This is a genomic window from Nostoc sp. LEGE 06077 (genome assembly GCF_015207705.1).
Taxonomy (GTDB): domain Bacteria; phylum Cyanobacteriota; class Cyanobacteriia; order Cyanobacteriales; family Nostocaceae; genus Nostoc_B.
This window is the reverse complement of record NZ_JADEWI010000029.1, coordinates 17,822-38,407: the sequence shown is the minus strand read 5'-3', so window position 1 is coordinate 38,407 and position 20,586 is coordinate 17,822. Positions and strand designations below refer to the sequence as shown.

Annotated in this window: 12 protein-coding genes; 6 read left to right on the top strand and 6 right to left on the bottom strand. The window is 41.5% G+C overall.

What is annotated here, in order from left to right:
• Nucleotides 1-28 precede the first annotated feature (28 nt).
• The 3 genes from IQ244_RS18385 (at nt 29) to IQ244_RS18375 (ending at nt 3,611) form a co-directional block, all read left to right on the top strand.
• Complete coding sequence (locus IQ244_RS18385) at nt 29-1,468, top strand: biotin/lipoyl-binding protein (RefSeq protein ID WP_193896653.1); 1,440 nt, start codon at nt 29-31, stop codon at nt 1,466-1,468.
• A 111-nt stretch (nt 1,469-1,579) separates the two neighbouring features.
• Nucleotides 1,580-2,734 carry an ABC transporter permease DevC gene (gene devC, locus IQ244_RS18380; RefSeq protein ID WP_193896651.1) on the top strand — a complete coding sequence of 385 codons (1,155 nt, stop codon included), beginning with the start codon at nt 1,580-1,582 and terminating at the stop codon, nt 2,732-2,734.
• A gap of 142 nt (nt 2,735-2,876) precedes the next feature.
• Complete coding sequence (locus IQ244_RS18375; RefSeq protein ID WP_193896649.1) at nt 2,877-3,611, top strand: DevA family ABC transporter ATP-binding protein; 735 nt, start codon at nt 2,877-2,879, stop codon at nt 3,609-3,611.
• A 131-nt stretch (nt 3,612-3,742) separates the two neighbouring features.
• On the opposite strand, the gene IQ244_RS18370 is transcribed toward IQ244_RS18375, so the two are convergent.
• On the bottom strand, nt 3,743-4,534 hold the full coding sequence (locus tag IQ244_RS18370) for a hypothetical protein (protein ID WP_193896721.1): 792 nt from the start codon (nt 4,532-4,534) through the stop codon (nt 3,743-3,745).
• 115 nt (nt 4,535-4,649) lie between these two features.
• Here IQ244_RS18370 and IQ244_RS18365 point away from each other — a divergent pair, with 115 nt between their 5' ends.
• A complete protein-coding gene (locus IQ244_RS18365) occupies nt 4,650-5,444 on the top strand; it encodes an HAD-IIB family hydrolase (RefSeq protein ID WP_193896646.1) in 795 nt (264 codons plus the stop codon).
• A 114-nt stretch (nt 5,445-5,558) separates the two neighbouring features.
• On the opposite strand, the gene IQ244_RS18360 is transcribed toward IQ244_RS18365, so the two are convergent.
• The 3 genes from IQ244_RS18360 to purD form a co-directional block, all read right to left on the bottom strand.
• A complete protein-coding gene (locus tag IQ244_RS18360) occupies nt 5,559-6,218 on the bottom strand; it encodes a PEP-CTERM sorting domain-containing protein (protein ID WP_193896644.1) in 660 nt (219 codons plus the stop codon).
• Between the two features lie 658 nt (nt 6,219-6,876).
• A complete protein-coding gene (nblS, locus tag IQ244_RS18355) occupies nt 6,877-8,769 on the bottom strand; it encodes a two-component system sensor histidine kinase NblS (RefSeq protein WP_193896642.1) in 1,893 nt (630 codons plus the stop codon).
• A gap of 102 nt (nt 8,770-8,871) precedes the next feature.
• Nucleotides 8,872-10,158, bottom strand: coding sequence for a phosphoribosylamine--glycine ligase (gene purD / locus IQ244_RS18350; RefSeq protein ID WP_193896640.1), 1,287 nt, complete (start codon nt 10,156-10,158; stop codon nt 8,872-8,874).
• Nucleotides 10,159-10,708: 550 nt separating this feature from the next.
• Here purD and IQ244_RS18345 point away from each other — a divergent pair.
• Complete coding sequence (locus IQ244_RS18345; RefSeq protein WP_193896638.1) at nt 10,709-11,656, top strand: NAD-dependent epimerase/dehydratase family protein; 948 nt, start codon at nt 10,709-10,711, stop codon at nt 11,654-11,656.
• A gap of 358 nt (nt 11,657-12,014) precedes the next feature.
• Here IQ244_RS18345 and IQ244_RS18340 read toward each other — a convergent pair whose 3' ends face one another.
• Complete coding sequence (locus IQ244_RS18340) at nt 12,015-16,031, bottom strand: tetratricopeptide repeat protein (protein ID WP_193896636.1); 4,017 nt, start codon at nt 16,029-16,031, stop codon at nt 12,015-12,017.
• Between the two features lie 111 nt (nt 16,032-16,142).
• Between IQ244_RS18340 and IQ244_RS18335 the strand changes: the two genes are divergently transcribed.
• Nucleotides 16,143-16,373: a hypothetical protein gene (locus tag IQ244_RS18335; protein ID WP_193896634.1), complete on the top strand. Its 231-nt coding sequence runs from the start codon at nt 16,143-16,145 to the stop codon at nt 16,371-16,373.
• 104 nt (nt 16,374-16,477) lie between these two features.
• Here IQ244_RS18335 and IQ244_RS18330 read toward each other — a convergent pair whose 3' ends face one another.
• Nucleotides 16,478-20,359 (bottom strand): DUF2157 domain-containing protein, encoded by a 3,882-nt coding sequence (locus tag IQ244_RS18330; protein ID WP_193896632.1) that lies wholly within the window; start codon nt 20,357-20,359, stop codon nt 16,478-16,480.
• Nucleotides 20,360-20,586 lie beyond the last annotated feature (227 nt).

Here is a 20,586-nt window from a genome sequence, read left to right as displayed (position 1 = left end):
CACATTTTTAAATAAACGGGCAATAACCATGTCAAGGGTGACTGAGAAGCCAAGATCAAGGCAACAAATACTTGATCCAGAACAACCTAAGATTTGGTGGGGCATTGCTGTAGCCTTACCAATAGTAATCGCTGCGGGGTTACTAACTACAGCTAAAGTTGAGCAGTTGAAAAAAATTAGCTCATCTATACCTGTCAAACCAGTTGCTAACAGCATTAGTGCTGTGGGGCGTTTAGAACCGCGAGGTGAAGTGATCAAGCTTTCTGCGCCTACTGCGGGATTGCAATCTGCATCACGAGTCAAGCAGCTGTTTGTCCGAGAAGGAGAACGGGTGAGAAAAGGACAAGTGATTGCAATTTTAGATAATCACGAAACTCAGTTAGCCAGCGTAGAAGAAGCAAAAGCCAAATTACTAGAAGCTCGTGCTAATTTAGCGCAAGTTCGGGCTGGTTCACCCAGAGATATTCAAGCGCAACAAGCGATAATTGCTCGACTAGAAGCCCAGTTACGCGGCGAAAGGGATGCTCAACAAGCCACAATTACCAGAATTGCAGCGCAGTTGAGTGCCGAAAAACTGGCTCAACAGGCGACAGTCGAGCGCCTAGAAGCCGAATTGCGCGGTCAAGGTGATACATTAAAAGCCACCTTGACACGGATACAAGCCGAACAGCGTAATGCTCAAGTTGATGCTGGACGTTACGATTTTCTCTATGGACAAGGTGCGATATCTCAGCAAGAAAGGGATAGACGACGATTAAGTGCTGTTACCGCTAAACAGCAGGTAGTTGAAAGTCAAGCTACTCTCCGACAAGCAGTAGCCACTTTGCGTCAACAAGTTGCGGAAGCTAGAGCGAATCAAGTCAAGACTTTAACAACGTTACAACAGCAGTTGATTGAAGCTAGAGTCACCCGTGATCAAACTATAGCCACATTAGGAAGACAACTCGACGAAGAACGAGCCAGACTCAAGAGACTGATAGAAGTTGATCCGACAAATGTGCAGATGGCGCAAGCACAAATTAGTAATGCGATCGCTACTGTTAGACAAGCCGATGCAGAACTGCGATTAAGCTACGTCCAAGCACCTACTTCTGGTGAAATTCTCAAAATTTACACCAAGTCAGGCGAAGCTATCAGCGTCAATGGGATTGCTGAGATTGGACAAACTGAACAAATGATGGTGATTGCGGAAGTTCCTGAAGACAGTATTGGTAGAGTGCGGATTGGTCAAAGTGTTTCTGTCAGCAGTGATAACGGTGCTTTTGAAGGTGAATTAAAAGGAACCGTGGCAGAAATTGGCAGAAAAGTTGGCAAAAAAGATGTACTCAATACCGATCCGGCTGCTGATATAGATGCCAGAGTGGTAGAAGTTAAAATTGCCCTCTCACCAGAAGATAGCAACAAAGTTTCTGGCTTAACCTACGCCAAAGTACTTGTCGATATTAACAACCAATCAGGCTCTAATTAAGTTTATTCTCCCCAAATAAACTTCTTTCTTGCATCTCACTCCTAGACGCAAAGACACAAAGAGTACCGAGAAATTCTCGGTCGATTTAACCGTGACTATTGACAAATAACTATGATTCAAAAAATACCTCTAGCTTGGCTACAAATGACGCGAGATAAAACGCGATTAGCCGTAGCTTTAGCTGGAATTGCGTTTGCTGATATTCTGATGTTTACCCAACTCGGATTCCGAGATGCGCTTTATTACAGTAACGTGCAGTTACACAGTAGTTTAAATGGTGAAATTATTTTAATTAACCGCCAATCAAATGCTATTTTGTCGATGAAAAGCTTTTCTCAACGGCGGTTGTATAAAGCTTTAGATTTACCAACAGTACAATCAGTACATCCTATATATTTAGATTATACTGCGTGGAAAAATCCAGTGACAGGTCGGTCAAGAACTTTACTTGTATTTGGAATTAACCCCGAAGTTAATTTATTTAATTTGGTAGGAGTTCAAGAAAATATAGATAAATTGAAGCTGCCAGATGTAGTTTTATTTGACCGTTCTTCTCGACAGGAATATGGGCCAATCGCCGATGATTTTGAAAAAGGTAAAAATGTTACAGCAGAGCTAAGAAGACGCAAAATTAAAGTAGTTGGGCTATTTACTTTAGGAACATCTTTTGGTGCAGATGGTAATTTAATTACTAGTGACGTTAACTTTTTACGTATTTTTAACACCCGGCAACAAGGATTAATTGATATTGGAGTAATTAAGTTAAAAGCAGGCGCAAATGTAGAGGCTGTAGCTAAAGAGTTACGCCAATATTTGCCTCAAGATGTGAATGTATTGACCAAACAAGACTTTATTGATTTTGAACGTCACTATTGGGCAAGTAGTACAGCTATTGGTTTTATTTTCAGCTTAGGTACAATTATGGGTTTTATTGTCGGAACCGTGATTGTTTATCAAATTCTTTATACGGAAGTTTCTGATCATTTATCAGAATACGCTACGTTAAAAGCGATAGGTTATACACAAAAATATTTATTGATCGTGATTTTACAAGAAGCACTTTTGTTAGCGGTTTTAGGGTATCTTCCTGGGGTATTTTTTACAGTTTTAATGTATCAAAAAGCTAAAGAAGCTACACTTTTGCCTATATTTATGACTTTTGGTCGGGCGACTAATGTATTGATATTAACAATGATTATGTGCTTTATTTCTGGCGCGATCGCTGTACGTAAATTACGCTCCGCTGACCCAGCTGATATCTTTTAAATAATTTTGATCAATACAGTATCGATTAATCAGTTTTTATTATATAGATGGTATATATTTAATGCTTAAACTGTCATCATAATTTGCAGCCAGGCTCTAGAGTTACGGGCATAAATTATTAACTGCTAACACACGATTTATCATGAGACAAGAACCTGTAATTGCTATTAAAGACCTGAATCATTACTATGGTAAAGGTTCACTAAAAAGACAAATTTTATTTGATATTAATCTGGAGATTTATCCAGGCGAAATTGTGATTATGACTGGGCCTTCTGGGTCAGGTAAAACAACATTACTGAGCTTAATTGGCGGTTTAAGGTCTGTCCAAGAAGGTAGTTTAAAATTTTTAGGTGTAGAACTATCCGGCTCTAGTCAAAATCAATTAGTGCAAATTCGGCGGAACATTGGTTATATTTTTCAGGCGCACAACTTGCTAGGATTCTTAACTGCGAGGCAAAATGTGCAGATGGCAGTGGAATTGAATGAAAGAGTTGGTCAAAATGATGCGATCGCCACAGCCGAAACTATGCTAACTGCTGTTGGCTTAAAGAACCGAGTTAATTACTACCCAGATAATCTTTCTGGTGGACAAAAGCAAAGAGTTGCGATCGCTCGCGCCCTAGTTAATAATCCCCCATTAGTATTAGCAGACGAACCAACCGCAGCCTTGGATAAACAATCAGGACGTGATGTTGTGGAAATTATGCAGCGTCTTGCGAAAGATCAAGGTACTTCTATTTTGTTGGTGACACACGACAACCGGATTTTAGACATAGCAGATCGCATTGTCGAAATGGAAGATGGTCTTTTGGCTCGTGACTCGCAAAGCGCCGTCATTAGTTACGATGCTGGAGCATGGAGCGAAAAGTCATAAATAATAGTAATTAATTGACCATCAACTCAGCATAAGCTCTCATAAGTCCACAGCAAAATTTTGCCAAAAGACTCAGCATACTTCTGGGTTTAAAAACTATTTTGCTCAAAAATTGCACTTCAACGCCATCACTATTTAGCTTGAGGACTTGGCACATTTGCTTGGCGGCTAGTCCGAAATGTGACATTTACGCCATCATTAGATTGTTCCAATACTAGTAACGGTGTAGGTTTAGCTTTTTGATCCCAATGCATATGGGCGATTCGACCTTGAAGTGTCGGTTGCCACGTATCCTCATCATCCATCGGGCTAAGATAAGTTTCGATACAGTCAATAATTTGGCTAATCGTGGCAGAAGTTGCTTGTGTTGGTAACTTCATCAGCTTAATTTGAATCCGAAACAACACCCGTTTGGCAATGTTTGGCGGCGTACCACTCTCATATTCCACATCAAAAGTTTCGTCCACTTGTCGTCCCGCACTATTAGCAATCCCGACTGTTCCTTGGTTGCTTTGGTTGGGACGCAACGCTTGAGAAATTTTATCTTTGACTCTGATTTTAATTTGATTCAAAATTGCAAAATGAAACACTTCCTCAGACATCCGCATCCGCAGATAATCTAGGTTAAAGTCCCGCGAGTTCACCAAATCAGGATTAGTTTCCATTTTGCGGATAGTTTCCAGCGCGAGTTTGAACTTTTTCTCTAGTTCTCTGGCGCGGAATTTTTCAAATTTAATTTTTTTCTCTAACTTATCCATCTGGATTTTGCCAAATACAATCAAACCAATGACGACTACAGCCAGCCCTCCAGAGGTAATTAACAAAAACGGTGGAGCTTGTGGAGGTTCACTTGCGGGTTGTTTTTGAGTGACTTTTTTGGTTTTTGCTGGTGGAGATTGAGCCAAAAGTATCGGATTTAGCATGGTGTCAATAACTTTAGTTGTCATTGTTTAGAATGCCCAAATCCTGAATGTCATCTTGCTGTGTTATTAGTATTTTTAACAGCTTTTTATAAACTGCGTATATAACGCAACTAAAATGTGTGATTTACATCTCATTCCCCTATCTCAAGCTGCATCTACTTGCTGGAGTCATATTCGTCTGATTGCAACAGATATGGATGGCACACTGACTAAGAGAGGTAAATTTTCCACTGCGTTGTTGCAAGCTTTAGAAGATTTAACGGTATCTGGCATTAATGTGTTAATTATTACTGGACGTTCTGCGGGTTGGGTAAGTGGAATTAGCAGCTTGATGCCAGTTGTCGGTGCGATCGCCGAAAATGGTGGTATATTCTATCCTAATGGTAGTGAACAGCCTATATCTTTAACTTCTATTCCTGACTTAACCTTGCATCGCCAACAACTAGCAGCCGCTTTTGCCGAATTAAAACAGAAATTTCCCCAAATTCAAGAATCTGCTGACAATCGTTTTCGGCTCACAGATTGGACATTTGATGTCGCGGCTTTAACTGTAGAGGAATTACAAACTTTAAGTAATCTCTGCCAATCAATGGGCTGGGGATTTACTTACAGTACAGTGCAGTGTCATATTAAACCCCAATCTCAAGATAAGGCAATTGGTTTATTACAAGTATTACAAGCATATTGGCCGGAGTACTCACCCGAAGAAGTTGTAACCGTTGGTGATAGCCCAAACGATGAAAGCTTATTTGCTCGTCATAATTTTCCTGTTTCTGTGGGCGTAGCTAACGTATTAAAATATGCAAATCAGCTACAATATCAACCCACTTACGTAACGAGTGCAGCTGAAGCCGCAGGATTTTGTGAGTTAGCTAGTTATATTTTACAATCAACAGTCCCCAGCATCTAAATCAGCATAATCGACTCTGCGATCGCCGTTCAAAAGGAACAGATAACAAGAAAATCCCCATAATTTAAATCAGGGGATTTGTCAGATAATTAATGTCCACATTGGTGAAATACTTTATTGATCTACAGTAGCGCTATGCCTACGCTTCTTTCTTTTGATTAAACTACCCAAACCCATAACTGCACCGATACCTAAAATAGTTGATGGCTCTGGAACTTTGGTAACTACAAAATCAAGATTATAGTTCTGTATACCCTGAACAGTTTCCTGAATCCAGAAAGTGTAAGTACCTGAGCCAAGTTTACCACCAGAGAACCCTACAAAGTTAGCGCCTTGAATTGAAGCTGCTACACCCAAATCATCTAAGACATTATCTCCAACTTGTGTTCCAAATGCTGCACCAATTAAAGCTGCACCCAGTAATAGCGGTGTGTTAGTAGTTATGGTTGTAGGTGCAATACTAGAACCTGTTTGCACAGCTAAAAATCCTTGATTTGCTCCTGTGCCATCTAGCCCAACATAGTTAGCTAAGTTAATTCGACTAAGTTCATAACCAACAGGAATAGTAAAGGTAAAGAAATCTCTGTCAAGATTTGGATTGCCAGTGGTTGAGCCAGTAATCTGGTTAGATCCATCTAACAGATTCAATGCTGTTGGGTTTAAGCTGTCACCAGACAATTCGTCGTTAACAGCTTCGTTATATACAAAGCCTGCTGCATAAGCATTAGGAGCAAAAACTAAGATAGCTCCCAGTCCTAGAAATAAGCTTTTCATTTATCTGCCTATGTTGTAGTTGAAGTTAGGTTGTTAAGCTAAAACTTGGCTGTTTTAGAAAGTATTTTTCCTAAGCTATTAAGCTTTTAAATTACAAAATTATTCATGAGGTTTGTGGATGTTTAACTGTTAATAAGCAGCAGTTAACCACCAACACAAAAAATATGTAATTTCAGTGGATTTTCGTATAATAGCTTAAGTGCCATAGTAATTTTAAAACAAATTTGTCCAGGTAAATTTAAGGAATTAGTCAAAAATACGACGATCACACTTAAGTTTTTTATTTTTTTAGTAAAGACTAAGTAGCCATCATGAACTGAGTAAATCAGAACACATGAAAATGTGAGAATTGGGAATTTTATCGTGTTCCACAAAATTCCAGCCGACTTGCTGCGTAATAGCCTTTTAAGTAGCCAGACCGACAAGATATCCGCTTTTTCCTAGTAACTATTGCCCCGTCATAGGAAAGCATATAAGTCAAAGGTTATTTATAAAGTAAAAATAAAAATTCTCGTAGTGGCGTTGGCAAGCTTAAAATAGGACATAAAAACGAAAAATCAATGGTATAAAAGTGCAGGGGTATAGGGGTGTATGTATCCAAAACCCTTATACCCCTATACCCAATCTTCTCAGACAATCCTTGTGCGTAAGTCCTAACTTATTCACATAAAGCTAAATCAAACCAGAAAGTTGTACCTATGCCAACTTCACTTACCAAGTGAACTCTACTCCCATGTCTTTCGACAATATTTCTGACAATTGATAAACCCAACCCAGTACCTTCTAAAGTATGAACTCGGTTTTCCACACGAAAGAAGCGGTCAAAAATCGCGTGTTGGTCTTCGGAAGCAATACCAATACCAGTATCTGATACTTCTATTCGCACTCGTGGAGACTGATTTTGAGATTGAGGTTTGGGATCTAATTGGTAGGTGCGGATAGCTACTTTACCGCCTGCTTTAGTAAATTTCAAGGCATTGCCGACTAAGTTAGCTAAGACTTGGAGTAACAAATCATAATTACCCAAAACTAGTGGTAAATTAGGCGCAACTTCTTGAATTAGTTCAATTCCTTTATCTTTAGCGTTGAGTTGATAAGTTCGCAGTGTTTGTTCAATGGCTTGGGCGAGATCTACACCATCAAAGTTGTAACTCCGACCGGATTCTAACTTAGACAAGTCTAAAACATCGTTAACTAAACGGGTTAGGCGATCGGTTTCATGGTTGACTGTTTTGAGAAAATCCTGACGCTGTTCTAAACTCAAGTCTTCGCCGTAGTCGTGCAGCGTTTCAATAAAAGATTTGATATTGAATAACGGTGTGCGGAGTTCATGGGAAACGTTGCTGATAAATTGGCCTTTAGCTTCGTTGAGTTCTACTTCCCGCGTAATATCTTGTACAGTAATGGCAATCCCTTTAATACTTTCTCGTTGGAGATTGAGTACTGTAGTCAATAAAATCCGAATTGTCCGCTTGGTTGGTTGATTGAGATGAATGCGGAACTCGGCGCTATCGCATTCCCCCGCCGCCATTTCATAAAGGGGACGAGTGATTTCCATTTGAATGGCTGGGGGTAATTGATGTAATACATTACTACCTACGACATCATGGCCTTCCCAGCAAAAAATTCGGCGTGCTGTGGGGTTGACTAAAATCACCTGCATATTGTTGTCAATCAACACAGCGCCATCAGCAATGGTGGAAACTAACGTTTCTAGTTTGGCTTTTTCTGCCGTTAGTTCTTCAATATTTTGTTCTTCATAGCGTTCTAGACGCTCTGCCATATCATTGAAACTGAGAATTAACTCTCCTAGTTCGCCACCTAGGGGTAAATCGATGCGCTGCTTGAAATTCCCGGTGGCGATTTGTTTCACGCCAACTAGCAGTTCTTTAATTGGCTTGGTGATGGTTAAAGCGTTAATTACCCCAGCTAAAATTACCATGACCCAAATTGTGATAAACACGGCAATGGTGACATCACGGGTGAAATTAGTGGAAATGACGGCTGTTTGGTTGGGGTTAATGCCAATAGCCAATACACCCAGGTATTTTTTGTTGACGATGAGGGGAACAAATACATCGGTGACAATGCCATCTGGGGTGTTATGTTGCCGCACCATTGGCTTATCGTCATCACCAGGATAATCTTCTGGCAATTGTATGCGCCGCTCAATTGTCAACAAAGAGTTTTCCACCTCTCGTTCCCAAAAGGGAATGCCAAAAAAGATTTTGCCGCTTTCGTCAGCGTAGAGCATATACCTCACACTGGAAGTACTGCTGTAGAATCTTTGGGAGAATTGGGCAACCTCAGTGAGATTATTTTCCGCAATGAGAGGGGTTACGTTCGCAGCAAGTAGCAGCCCCAAGTCGCGGCCGAATCGGGTGTCATTCAAACGCGCATCTTGCTGAATTGTATTTACAGCCCAAAAGGTCAGACCACTCATCACCAAAGAAACCACTAACGTGGCAACAGCCAAAAGCTTAGTTTGGAGGGTGAAATCTGACCACCAATTGGAGATCGCTTCTCGGATTGTTTTTAACAGAGCTAACATTTTTAATACAGTTGTTAGTAGTTTTTGTGATAAACCCCAACAACTAAAAAATTAACAGTTAATTTGTTCAACATGGTAGGGGCTAGAGTTAATATCATTGACTCAGCACTTGGTACTCAGCACTTTATAGCCAATGTCTCTCCTATAATATATTCCTTCAAACTGAATGAAATGCAGACCTGTGTAGGCTTGGGCGATCGCTTGCGGAAAATTTTCCCCTGTACCAGTCACATTTAACACCCTTCCCCCATCGGTGACAACTTGCTGTTGGTCGTTCAAGTTTGTCCCAGCATGAAATACGGTAACTCCCGCGGCGGCTGCTGCGTCAATGCCAGTAATCACCTTGCCCTTTTGATAATCCCCTGGATAACCACCAGAGGCCGCCACTACAGTAGCAGCTGCGCCACTGTGCCAATCGATGGGGGGTAGTTCCGCCAACCGCTGCTGTACACAAGCCAGGATTAAATCTATCAAGGGTGTGGCTAACAATGGCAAAATCACCTGAGTTTCGGGATCACCAAAGCGACAGTTAAATTCTAATACCTGAAAATTGCCTTCCGGTGTAATCATCAACCCAGCGTAAAGCACACCACGGTAGTCTATGCCTTTGTTGCGGAGAGTGGCGATCGCTTTTTCTAACACCTCTGTTTGCACCCGTGCCATTAATTCTGGTGTGGCAATGGGTGCTGGGCAATATGCCCCCATTCCCCCCGTATTGTCGCCCGTATCACCCTCACCGATTCGTTTATGGTCTTGGGCTGGTAGTAGTGGGCGAATTGTTAACCCATCGGTTAAGGCTAAAACTGACACCTCTTGCCCAATTAAACACTCTTCAATTACAACAAACTCCCCCGCACTGCCAAACTGCCCTTGAAAAATCGCATCAATGGCACTTTCCGCTTGTTCTCTAGTAGTAGCAACTGTTACGCCCTTTCCCGCTGCCAAGCCATCGGCTTTGACAACTATCGGCACACCTTGAGCTTTGATATAAGATTTAGCTGCCGCAGCCTCCGTAAATACCGCAGCCTTAGCTGTGGGAATACCAGCTTCCTGCATCAGTGCTTTAGCCCAAGCCTTACTGGCCTCAATTTGCGCCCCGGCTTTGACAGGGCCAAATACCATTAGTCCTTGAGCTTGTAAGTAGTCTGTAATTCCCCTTGCCAGTGGAACTTCTGGCCCGACTACTACCAAAGAAATGTCATTTGCTAGGGCGTATTGGCTGATACCTGCAAAATCATCAACTGCTAAGGGCAAATTCTGACAACTTGCCATCTTGGCTGTACCACCATTCCCCGGTACACAGACCACTTGTTCAACTTGCTCTGATTGCAATAACTTCCATGCTAGAGCGTGTTCACGCCCTCCATTACCGACAACTAAAACTTTCACTGATTTCCTCTTGCATCCCTTGTGACATGAGAATACCTTAAGAAGTCAAAAGTCAAAAGACTTCATCTTCCTCACTCTTGCGCCATTACCAGCTGTACTAGAAATACTCGCGGATCAATTTTTCCCTAATTTCGGTACTGATGCAAGTATTTGATGAGGGAGTCATGATGAACTGCATTTAGGGGCTAGGCTGAAGTCTGAAATGAAGAAATCAGTCTCGTGAGCTTTTTAGCAATTTATCATGGGTGCTTTACTTGTGCCGTACTTTACTAGTATTGGTTACTCAGCACTTTTTAGTCAGCTAATCACTAAAAAACTTTCTTTTCTAGCCTCTATTTTTAAAACAAATATTGACTAATAGTTTACCTAATTTACAATGTTTGAAATTAAATTAATACCAGGAAATCTCTATCAGTATACGTAAGTAATTATGCTATACTTCCATGATTAATTTAAACATTACTGCTAAATGATGACGTTTCCCCAAGATAAGTATTAACCTGTGAATATTGCAGTCAGGGAAATATCAAAAAACAGGTAAATAGAGAACATGGCGAAAATTATTGTGACGGGGGCAGCAGGTTTTATTGGTTCTCACATTACAGAAGTGCTGCTACAACAAGGAGAAGAAGTAATCGGTATTGATGAATTTAATGATTACTACGATCCAATATTAAAACGCAAGAATGTTGCTCACTTAAACTGCTGGCCTAACTTTAAATTAATTGAAGGAAATATTCAGTTTTTGGATTGGCAAACCTTAATTCAAGATGTGGAAATTATTTACCATCAGGCTGCACAAGCAGGAGTTAGGGCTAGTTGGGGTAATGGTTTTCGAGCTTATACTGAACGTAATATCAATTCTACACAAGTTTTATTAGAAGCAGCTAAGGATGCAAAAAAACTCAAAAGATTGGTGTTTGCTTCCACATCTAGTGTTTATGGTGATGCGGAAACTTTACCAACTCACGAAAGTCTTTGTCCTCATCCGGTTTCGCCCTATGGCATTACTAAGTTAGCAGCTGAAAGGTTGTGTGGACTTTATCAGAAAAACTTTGATGTGCCGATTGTGGCATTACGCTATTTCACAGTGTATGGGCCGAGACAACGCCCAGATATGGCATTTCATAAATTTTTCAAAGCTGTTTTGCAAGATGAAGCAATTCCGATTTATGGGGATGGACAGCAAACACGAGACTTTACATTTGTGAGTGATGTTGTAGCGGCCAATTTAGCTGCGGCGAGTGAAGCGGAAGCAGTAGGTAGAATTTTTAACATTGGTGGCGGTAGCAGAGTAGTTTTAACCGAAGTTTTGGACACAATGGCGGAAATTGTTGGTAAACCTATTAAGAAAAACTACATAGAAAAAGCAATGGGAGATGCACGCCACACGGCGGCGGATATATCCCAAGCCCAGAAAATTTTGGGATATCAGCCGCAAGTTCCTTTGAGGGAGGGATTAGCGCAAGAATGGCAGTGGGTGAAGGGGTTATATTAATTGTGCGGAATGGGAAATGCGATCGCATTTTAGGGGTAAAAGTAGGAACCGTCTGAAAAGCGATCGCTACTGTTGTTGTTTTGTATATTCTGAAAATTGGACTCAATATATTTTGCGACTACACCGAACCACCTGCTGGTAATTCTGGCACTCTCCCGCCAGGAAATTAATGCACTGATCTGCCTATTGCGATAATTTTTATGTTGAAGCCATTCCCGCCTAGAGCTAAAGTTCCAGGCTCATAGCCAAAGTCCACAAAGCGTGGACTGGAATAAATTTCTTGTTGAGTCCTCTTGAGAGGACTTGCGCTATGAGACTCGGAATTTATTCCGAGGCGGGATTGAGCAAAGTCGAAGTATTACGAATTACGAATTTGATCAAAACCCTGCCTCACTTCCTCAACCGACATCCCCAAAATCTCGGATACGGCGGCTAATAAACTCTCATCTTTGGTAACTTGGTAGAAACGGGCAAGATTACCAAGAGAAATTTCTAAACCATGCTCATCATTAAACTCAGCCATAATCTGTAAATCTTGCAGATAATTTGCTTTCGCTGACTCCAGTTCCCTTAATTCTTCTGCAACTCTACCAAGATGAAAATAGGTGCTGGCACAAGAATAGCGATCTTTAAATTCAATAAAAATATCCAAAGCTAATTGATAATTGTGTCTTGCTTGTTCATAGTCGCTCAATTCTTCGGTAAGATTTCCCAAAATGTGGTATGTCCGTCCACACTCATATCGATCACCATATTCGAGAAAAACATTCAACGCTAGTTGATAATTGTGTCTTGCTTGTTCATAATCACGCAATTGTTGGGCAACTCTTCCCAACTGTCCGTAGGTGCCAGCACAACCATAGCCGTCGCCATATTTAGTTCTAATATCCAAAGCTTGTTGATAATTGTGCCTTGCTTGTTCATACTCGCGCAAATCTTGGGCAACTCTTCCCAACTGGTGATAGATGCTGGCACAGGAATAGCAATCGCCATATTCGATAAAAATATCTAAAGCCTTTTGATAATTGCGCTTTGCTTGCTCATATTCGCGTGACTTTTGGGCAATCATTCCCAACTGTCCGTAGGTGCTGGCATAGGAATAGCGATCACCATATTCGATAAAAATATTCAAAGCCTTTTGATAATTGCGCCTTGCTTGTTCATATTCACGCAACTCTTCGGCAACGCTTCCTAACTGGTGGTAGGTGCTGGCACAACCATAGCGATCGCCATATTCGATTTTAATATCTAATGCTTGTTGATAATTGCGCCTTGCTTGTTCAAATTCACGTAACTCTTGGGCAATGGTTCCTAACTGGTGGTAGTTGCTGGCACAGGAATAGCGATCACTATATTCAATAAAAATATCCAAAGCCTGTTGATAATTGTGCCTTGCTTGTTCAAATTCACGCAGGTCTTGAGCAACTCTTCCCAACTGTCCGTAAGTGCTGGCACAACCATAACGCTCGCCATACTCAATAAAAATATCCAAAGCCTGTTGATAATTAAGCCTTGCCTGTTCAAATTCACGCAAGTCTTGGGCAACCATTCCTAACTGATGGTAAGAAACAGCCTGCCAAAGTTGTTTTTGTCTTTCTTCTACACGTTCTAAGGCATTATAAAGTTTCAAAGTCTTTCCATAAGACTTTCTAGCTTGCTGGTATTGCTTGGCATCACGTTGACAATTACCGAGTCTTGCAATTGCCAATGCTATTTGATAACCTAATTCACCTTTGATAAATGCCGAGGGATAATTCTCTAAACATTGACAAACTGTTTCTGCCAACTTTAGGTTACTTTGGTTATCACTAATTAACTTAAAATACTTATCTAAACAAAAATATATGCTAATGTTTTCTTGCTTCTCTAAACAAATCTGCAACGCATTGTAGAGATTCTCATATTCCAGTCTACAGAAAAATATACCGAATTGCCGTTCTTGAGAATCTTTAGAATCTATCCACTTGTAATAAGAACGCGCTAAATCTTGATAATGGTTTTTAAATCCCTCACGCAAAGCTATACGAGTTGCTTCATCGAGAGTATCTAACTTAGTCTTCAAAAAATAGGGGAAAACAGGTTGAATATTCAAACCTAAACTTTCATCCATTGGTGAAAGCAAACCCCAGTTAACCGCCTCTTGAATTGCATCACTAAATTTATCAAAAGGATAATCTTTTAATGCCTCAAAACTTTGTAATTGCTCAATATAAGGGGGAATACCAGGAGTGCAAATAAACTTACTAAACTCAGCCAAACACAAAAGCAATTTTTGCGCCTCTGGTGATAAATTACTGTGAGAATATTCTATACATTGCAAAATACTTTTGGTCTTATCTTCACTCCCCGTATCTAAATCCACATCCCCAGCTTGTAAACCCTGCAAAATCTCCTGTGGTGATTGCTTTTGCAAATTTGCTAACACAACTTGCATCGCTAAGGGATATCCTGCTAACAAATTCATCAATTTCTGAAAATCCCCATCTTGGCGAATATCAGTAATCTTGTTTTGAGGTAAATTTCTTTCTAAAATTTTCTCTGCTAATTCCGTCCTGGCTTCTTTATCTAAGCCGCGCAATTCATAAATATTGTGTTTAAATGTGGTAGCTTGTAACCAATCTTCCCGACTACGGGAACCTAAAATAACTTTGGTATTTCCACCTTGCAACCGCCCTAAAAAATCGCGGATTTGATTGCGTTCCGTCTCAGGTAAAGTATTTTGAATTGCTAATTGCTGCCCTGTCACTGATTCTAAGTTATCTAAAATCAAAGCGTAAGCTTCAGCGCGCAGTTTTGCAACTAATTTTTGTACCTGCGCCGCCTGACTCATTGCTTGAAAATTAGCTTGTTCAAATCTGCCATATACTTGCTTACCAATTTCAAACAAAATTTGTGTGATTGTCCAAGCTTTTTCGTCATAGCCAAAATAAAAGACATTCTTCACAAAATTGGTGCGTTGCCACCATTCCCGCAGATAATTTAATAGGGTAGTTTTACCAGTTCCCCCCATTCCCTGCAACAATAAAATATTCTGCCTGAGTACAGCTTTCTCAACTTTGAGAATCTCTAAATCCCGCCCGACAAAACCATATTCTGGCAATGGGAAGCGATATTGACTACCAAAAGTTTCCCAATATTTTTCTTCTTCCTCTGGTGTAAACGGGCGTAAATTAAAATTCACTGTCTGATTGCAATACACCACAGGTAGCAACCAATCTTCTAAATCAATGGACTTATTAAAATAAGCTTTGCGTGATTTATTATTGAACAATTCCCGCCTACTTAAACGAATCGCTTCAGAGATAGGTTTATTATCAAATAAATGCTTATAAAGTTGTTCCATCATCAACTTAGCCGCCGACACGGTGACAGAATAGCCCATCGCCACCACCATCTGCATTCCTGCCGTCATTAACCGACTTCCCAAGCTGGTTTCCCGCAAGTCTTCGTCGGGGGTGGGGTTCTTCACCTGCTTTCCTGACTGACAAGCATTGAGAATACAAACTGGAATCCCCTTCCCTGTCAGCAAATCAGCTAACTCCTGCGCCTCGACTAAATCAACTTTTCCCTGAGTCTCGCCCTCAAAGGCTAAAAACGCCCTCAATCCATCAAATTTCTGCCAATCATTCCGCCCGTACCGCCCTTGATATAAATAACGTCCGGGTTTGCTGGGTTGTTGTATTTCCTCATAAGTCATCAGCGCCCCATGACAATCTAAATGGATGACATGGTAATATCCCCCACCTTTCGCTTCCAAATGCTGAGATAAAGCTTGGTAAGTTCCGGGACGCAGCAATTCGACATTCACCCGCAAGTGGCTATTTTCAATCAACTCCAGCAAGGGGCGAGAAATTGTCCGATAACCTACGTCCATTTCTTCATCTGGACGCGCCACCACTACTAATAAATTGATTGTGGGGGAAGTTTGCACATCTGCATAGATAGGTGCTGGTTTGTTACTCTTCCGCACCATCACACAATCTACCGCTAATGGACGGGGTAAATCTGGATCACGCAACGCTTCCCAATGCAGTGCTTGAAATTCTGGTGTTTTTCCAACAATTTCAATGTGTAATTGACTTAAATTACTCCGCAGGCGTTGATATACACCATAAGCATTAAAATCAACCCGAAAAACTTGGTTAAATAATTCTTCGCCATAAGTTTTAATACTAGCGGCGGCTGCTTCTGCTTTGACAGTATCCACTATGGGAAACATCAACCAGTCTTCAAAATACCACTCTAGTTGTTTTTCTACCTTGGGTGTAAAGGGGTCAGTAATTTTTACTATATATTCGCCTCGACCATCAAAGCTGAGAATGGCATTAAATCCACCATCTGTTGGCGATTCTTCCCGAATTGTAATAATTGGCATGGTGTAGGCTGATGCTATTGGCGCATAGTCTTATGCTACACAAAAGATTTGTATTTTCCCGATACGGTTTGTTTGACCTCTCCCCCAACCCCTCTCCGACGCGGAGCTACCGTGTACACACAAGTCGAAAATTTGCAGTCTGAAACCGTATCCCGCCTAGAACTAAAGTTCCAGGCTCATAGCCAAAGTCCACAAAACGTGGACTGGAAGATATTTTTAGTTGAGTCATCTGAAGATGACTTGCGCTATGAGACTCGGAATTCATTCCGAGGCGGGACAGATGCACTCAACGAACATTTGTGTGTACACCGTAGCCGACGCGGAGAGGGGAGTAAAGAGTAGCTCGTAGGATATGTTAGCGTCAGCGTAACGCATCACAAGATATTTCTGTGGTTACGGGTGTTGCTTAACGCACGCTACTAGGCTTTCATAATTGCGAATTGGGATTATTCCCATTCTTGAAATTCGTTGCTGGTGTTGCGAAGTAAGCTATTAATTTGGGTGCGATGAGTTTCAAAGTTGGCGGCGATATAAATGAGTAAAATACCCAGTAGCAAACCAATCACCCATTTCAAAAACGGATAACTTAAGCTAAGAATTACTAATTGATAAATACTGGTAATTAGAAAAGTAGCTGTCCCAACATAGAGAAAAGCCCGAATTCGCAAAGCTAATCCGGCAAAAATAGTGATGAGGCTAAAAATTCCGGGAATCAAAACTCTATTTTGATGGAAGAAAACTGCCCAGCCACAAATTAAACTTATGCCTACAAACCGTAAAATGTGCCGAGATTCTTTATATTCAGGTAGTTTTAGCTGTGGATCAACTTGGGCAATGTACAACAGTGATAATCCACTGGCGGTGAAATACCACAAGGCATCAGTGAGATTTAATTGATGCAACCATTTAAATAATGCCCAATCAATTAAGGCCATACTAATATATGTCACCCGGATATTGTTACTCACCTTAGCTAAGATGAGGTAAAATCCAGCGACTATGACCAGTGTCATTGGGTAAACTGGCAATCTGGTTTCCCATAAAATGATTAGTGGCAGAATGTATGCAGCAAGTTGCCAAGGTCTTTTTGACCAACCCCAATTTTCCCAGGGTAAGCTGTATAAGAAGTAGGCTGTTAAACAAGCGATCGCCCCATTCCAAGGTACTAACGGCCCGGTTAACCACTGTCCTACGGCGGTTTCTCTCCAATAAACTCGCATTCCGGCTGCTTCTAATAAGCCCAGGTAAACCCACATTTCTTCTACGGTGATTCTGCCCAGAACACGGGGCGAATTACTCGTACCTCGTCCTTGGAAAATTGCATAGATAATTAATAATGCCCCTGTACCCAATCCCACAAGACGGTTACTTTGAATTGGTAGGGTAATGGCAGTCATTAATAGTACAGTACTCCACGCCCAGTGCAGATGAGCGATGCCTTGGATTTCTGCGCGGCTGAGGCGTAAGTATTGGCTCAACCAAGGGGATAATCGGCTGTAGACTAACATGATGCTTGCACCCAAGGTGGACATAGCAATTAAAGCATCGCCAAATCCGCCACCTGTGGCTTGGAACATTTGATAGAACAAGAGTTCATAGGCAGAAATTGATACACCAATAATGCCGAAATACAGCAGAGGTTTGAAATCTGGGTGTCGTCTCCCGACACCAATAATGATTAACGCTACACCCAAGGTAAATAAACCCGTCCACTGGGTAAAAGCGTTGAACCGGAGTACAACACTAAATGCGCCATAAACTAAGGGTAAAATATGTAAACTACTGGGAAGTCTTTCAGGATGATATCGTCGTCGCCACCATTCCCCTAACAGTTGAGTAAATAAACCTAAAGCGATATTAGCGATCGCCACTCTAATTGTCGAGTGTTCTCCAAAGGCTAATACTTCAGCAACTAATAATTCTACACACCAACCAATGCCGTAAAATGCCCAATCTGTGGGTTCTCGCCAACTACGATAGGTAATGGCGACTAAAGTAATGGCACTGGCTACTAAATACCATAATCCTGGGGTGACAGCGGCATCATAAACAAAGAATGAGTGTATCGTCAGTGATAATAATATTGTGAAACATAAAGCGATCGCCCATTTATCACTAGCATCTGCATATATCTCTGCTAATTCATGGTTGCGTTGCTGGAGTGGTTGCCGCATTAACCATAAACTAAAAGTGGCGATCGCACCAACTACTAACCAACCAGCAATAGCTAGGTGGGGTAATCCCGGTATACCTTCCCACAGCAACGCCGCCACAAAACTCAGTCCTAAACCAATGGTGAATCCGGCTGTTGGTTGATTTCTCAGATAGCGGGTATTGACATACATCACACCTACACCCATAGCTAAACCGATTAATCTTGTTTCGGGTAGGGGGATAGTTAAAAACTGCACCATAACTACAGCTAGAAGACTCAAGAAACTTCTAATAGTGCGGCGTTGTGCTGTGGTGCGACTAGCTAAAATTGTTAAAGATAAGGGTGTAACTAGCCACATTACTCCCCAATGTGCTTGGCTAAAAGTTACACCATTCCAAGATGAGAGGAGATTTACGCACAAGAGAAAAAAGCTGAATATCGATAATCCTAAGCCAAAATACCATGCAGTACGTTGCCAGACACCACTGCCCAGACTAAATCCCCATTCTGCCACCATCAGAGTTAAAAAAATACCTGCCCAATAGTAATAGGGGAGATTTGGTAATAGCAAATCAATTACAGAAAAAATTGCTAGTAATCCTAGGGCGTGAGTCAGGTAGATTAAAGGCGTGGAAGATGGCGAACGGCGTTTGGTGACAATAACCAGGGTGATGGTAGAAAAAACTAGATTTAGCGATCGCAAAGTAGGATTAATTGTGGCGATAGTAGTTAAACTAGTGCCGAATAATAGTGCGAGTGCTTCGCCAAAATTCGCCAAATCTCGTTTCTCGGCGTGACGCAAGCGATCGCAAAACCACACCATAAAGATTAAATAAGGGAATAATGCCACACTCAGCAACGCCCAAGGTTCTTTTTGCGCTTGCGTGAGATTAGTTGCAATTGCGATCGTCCATTGTTGCATTCCCACTGGGATTAATCGCCAACCCAGCCAAATCGACTGTAAACCAATAGCAAAAAGTACCGCTAAATCAAAGTTGAGGCTGTATCTCTGCAAACGCTGATTTACATACCACAAAGCCAAACCACTCACAGCCAAAGCTTGTCCCGGATAATCTGCGACTGCGACAGCCCAACCGAGGAAGAGTAAAATACCACCTAAGAGTTCCCAAAAAGTGTTGAGTGTTGGGTGCTGAGTATTAGATACCTCTGCCTCCTGCCCCTTGCCTTCTGCCTGCTGCTGCTGTACTAACCAAGTAATCAACCAACCACAGACACCAATAGCTAAACCCAGTTGGGTGACATTTACGCCTGCGACAAAAATTGCTCGTGATAACAGTAATATCAGCGAATAAACAATGACGGTAACAAATAAACTGTGTTGATTTTCGGCGTTAATTCGTTGTTGGCGACGAATGTGATAGACAGTCAGGAGAGTTGTGCCAATCATTGCTGTATATATAGCAATTAATGGCAAAACGTTGATTTTCCAACCCCAATGTAAATAACTCAGCGCCAGAATATTGATGAGGGGTAATTTGCTGATGCGGGAGTTAGGAAAAACCGTACGATTTTTGCAGAGTAAAACTGTAATGAAAGTTAGGGTAGGGGCAGCGATCGCTACTGTCAACCAGTTGAGAGGATTGTGCCACAACCCGAAACTGTCCATTGCCCAAAAATTCACAGGCACAAGAAATAAGGTGACAATCAACAATGTCTGAGTTGTTAATCTCAGATTCTCTTGTTTACCAGTCCAAAAGCTTAAACCCCAAAAAGTTAAAGTATAGGCAAATAAAACTCCATACTGTCCCGCTGCGGGAAATCTTTCCCACTGGCTGGCAGCTAATACCCCAGACGACAGCACTACTAAAAATACACCTAAAAATAGCAGCCAGCGCACACTCAACTCTTCCCCCAGAGATTGCAACATCTGAGTGACGAAGTTGGGTTGAGTAGGCTTGGCTGGCGGTGGTGGCGAATAGGCAATTAATGGTTTTTCTGCTTGTCTCGGAGTTGCAACTGCTACCTGTGGTTCTGGTGCGCCTTGCGGCTGTAACACCACTACACAGGTGAGATATTCTCGACATAGCTGCTTAACTTGGGCATCAGATATTAACCCTAAGCGCAGCCACAAATCCAATCCTTCCAATAGCTGCGGATGGGAAGATGGTAGAGTCAGGTTAATTTTTAACGGGCGCTCTGGGGACGATGACATAAGTGTCAGCCGTGTAGGTATATACTTAATCTTGTTTTGGGTAAAGTATATTTTGGCTCAACTTGTGCCAGTTAGTGGAGCGATCGCTAGAATATCTTAAGGTATTGACAGCGAAAACGAATTTTTTACTGTAGTGATTGCGCGGTTTGCTGATTATTCATTGCTGGCAACCTTTTCAATAGACCTATTGCATAAATATTTTTGTCTCACGCAAAGGCGCAAAGACG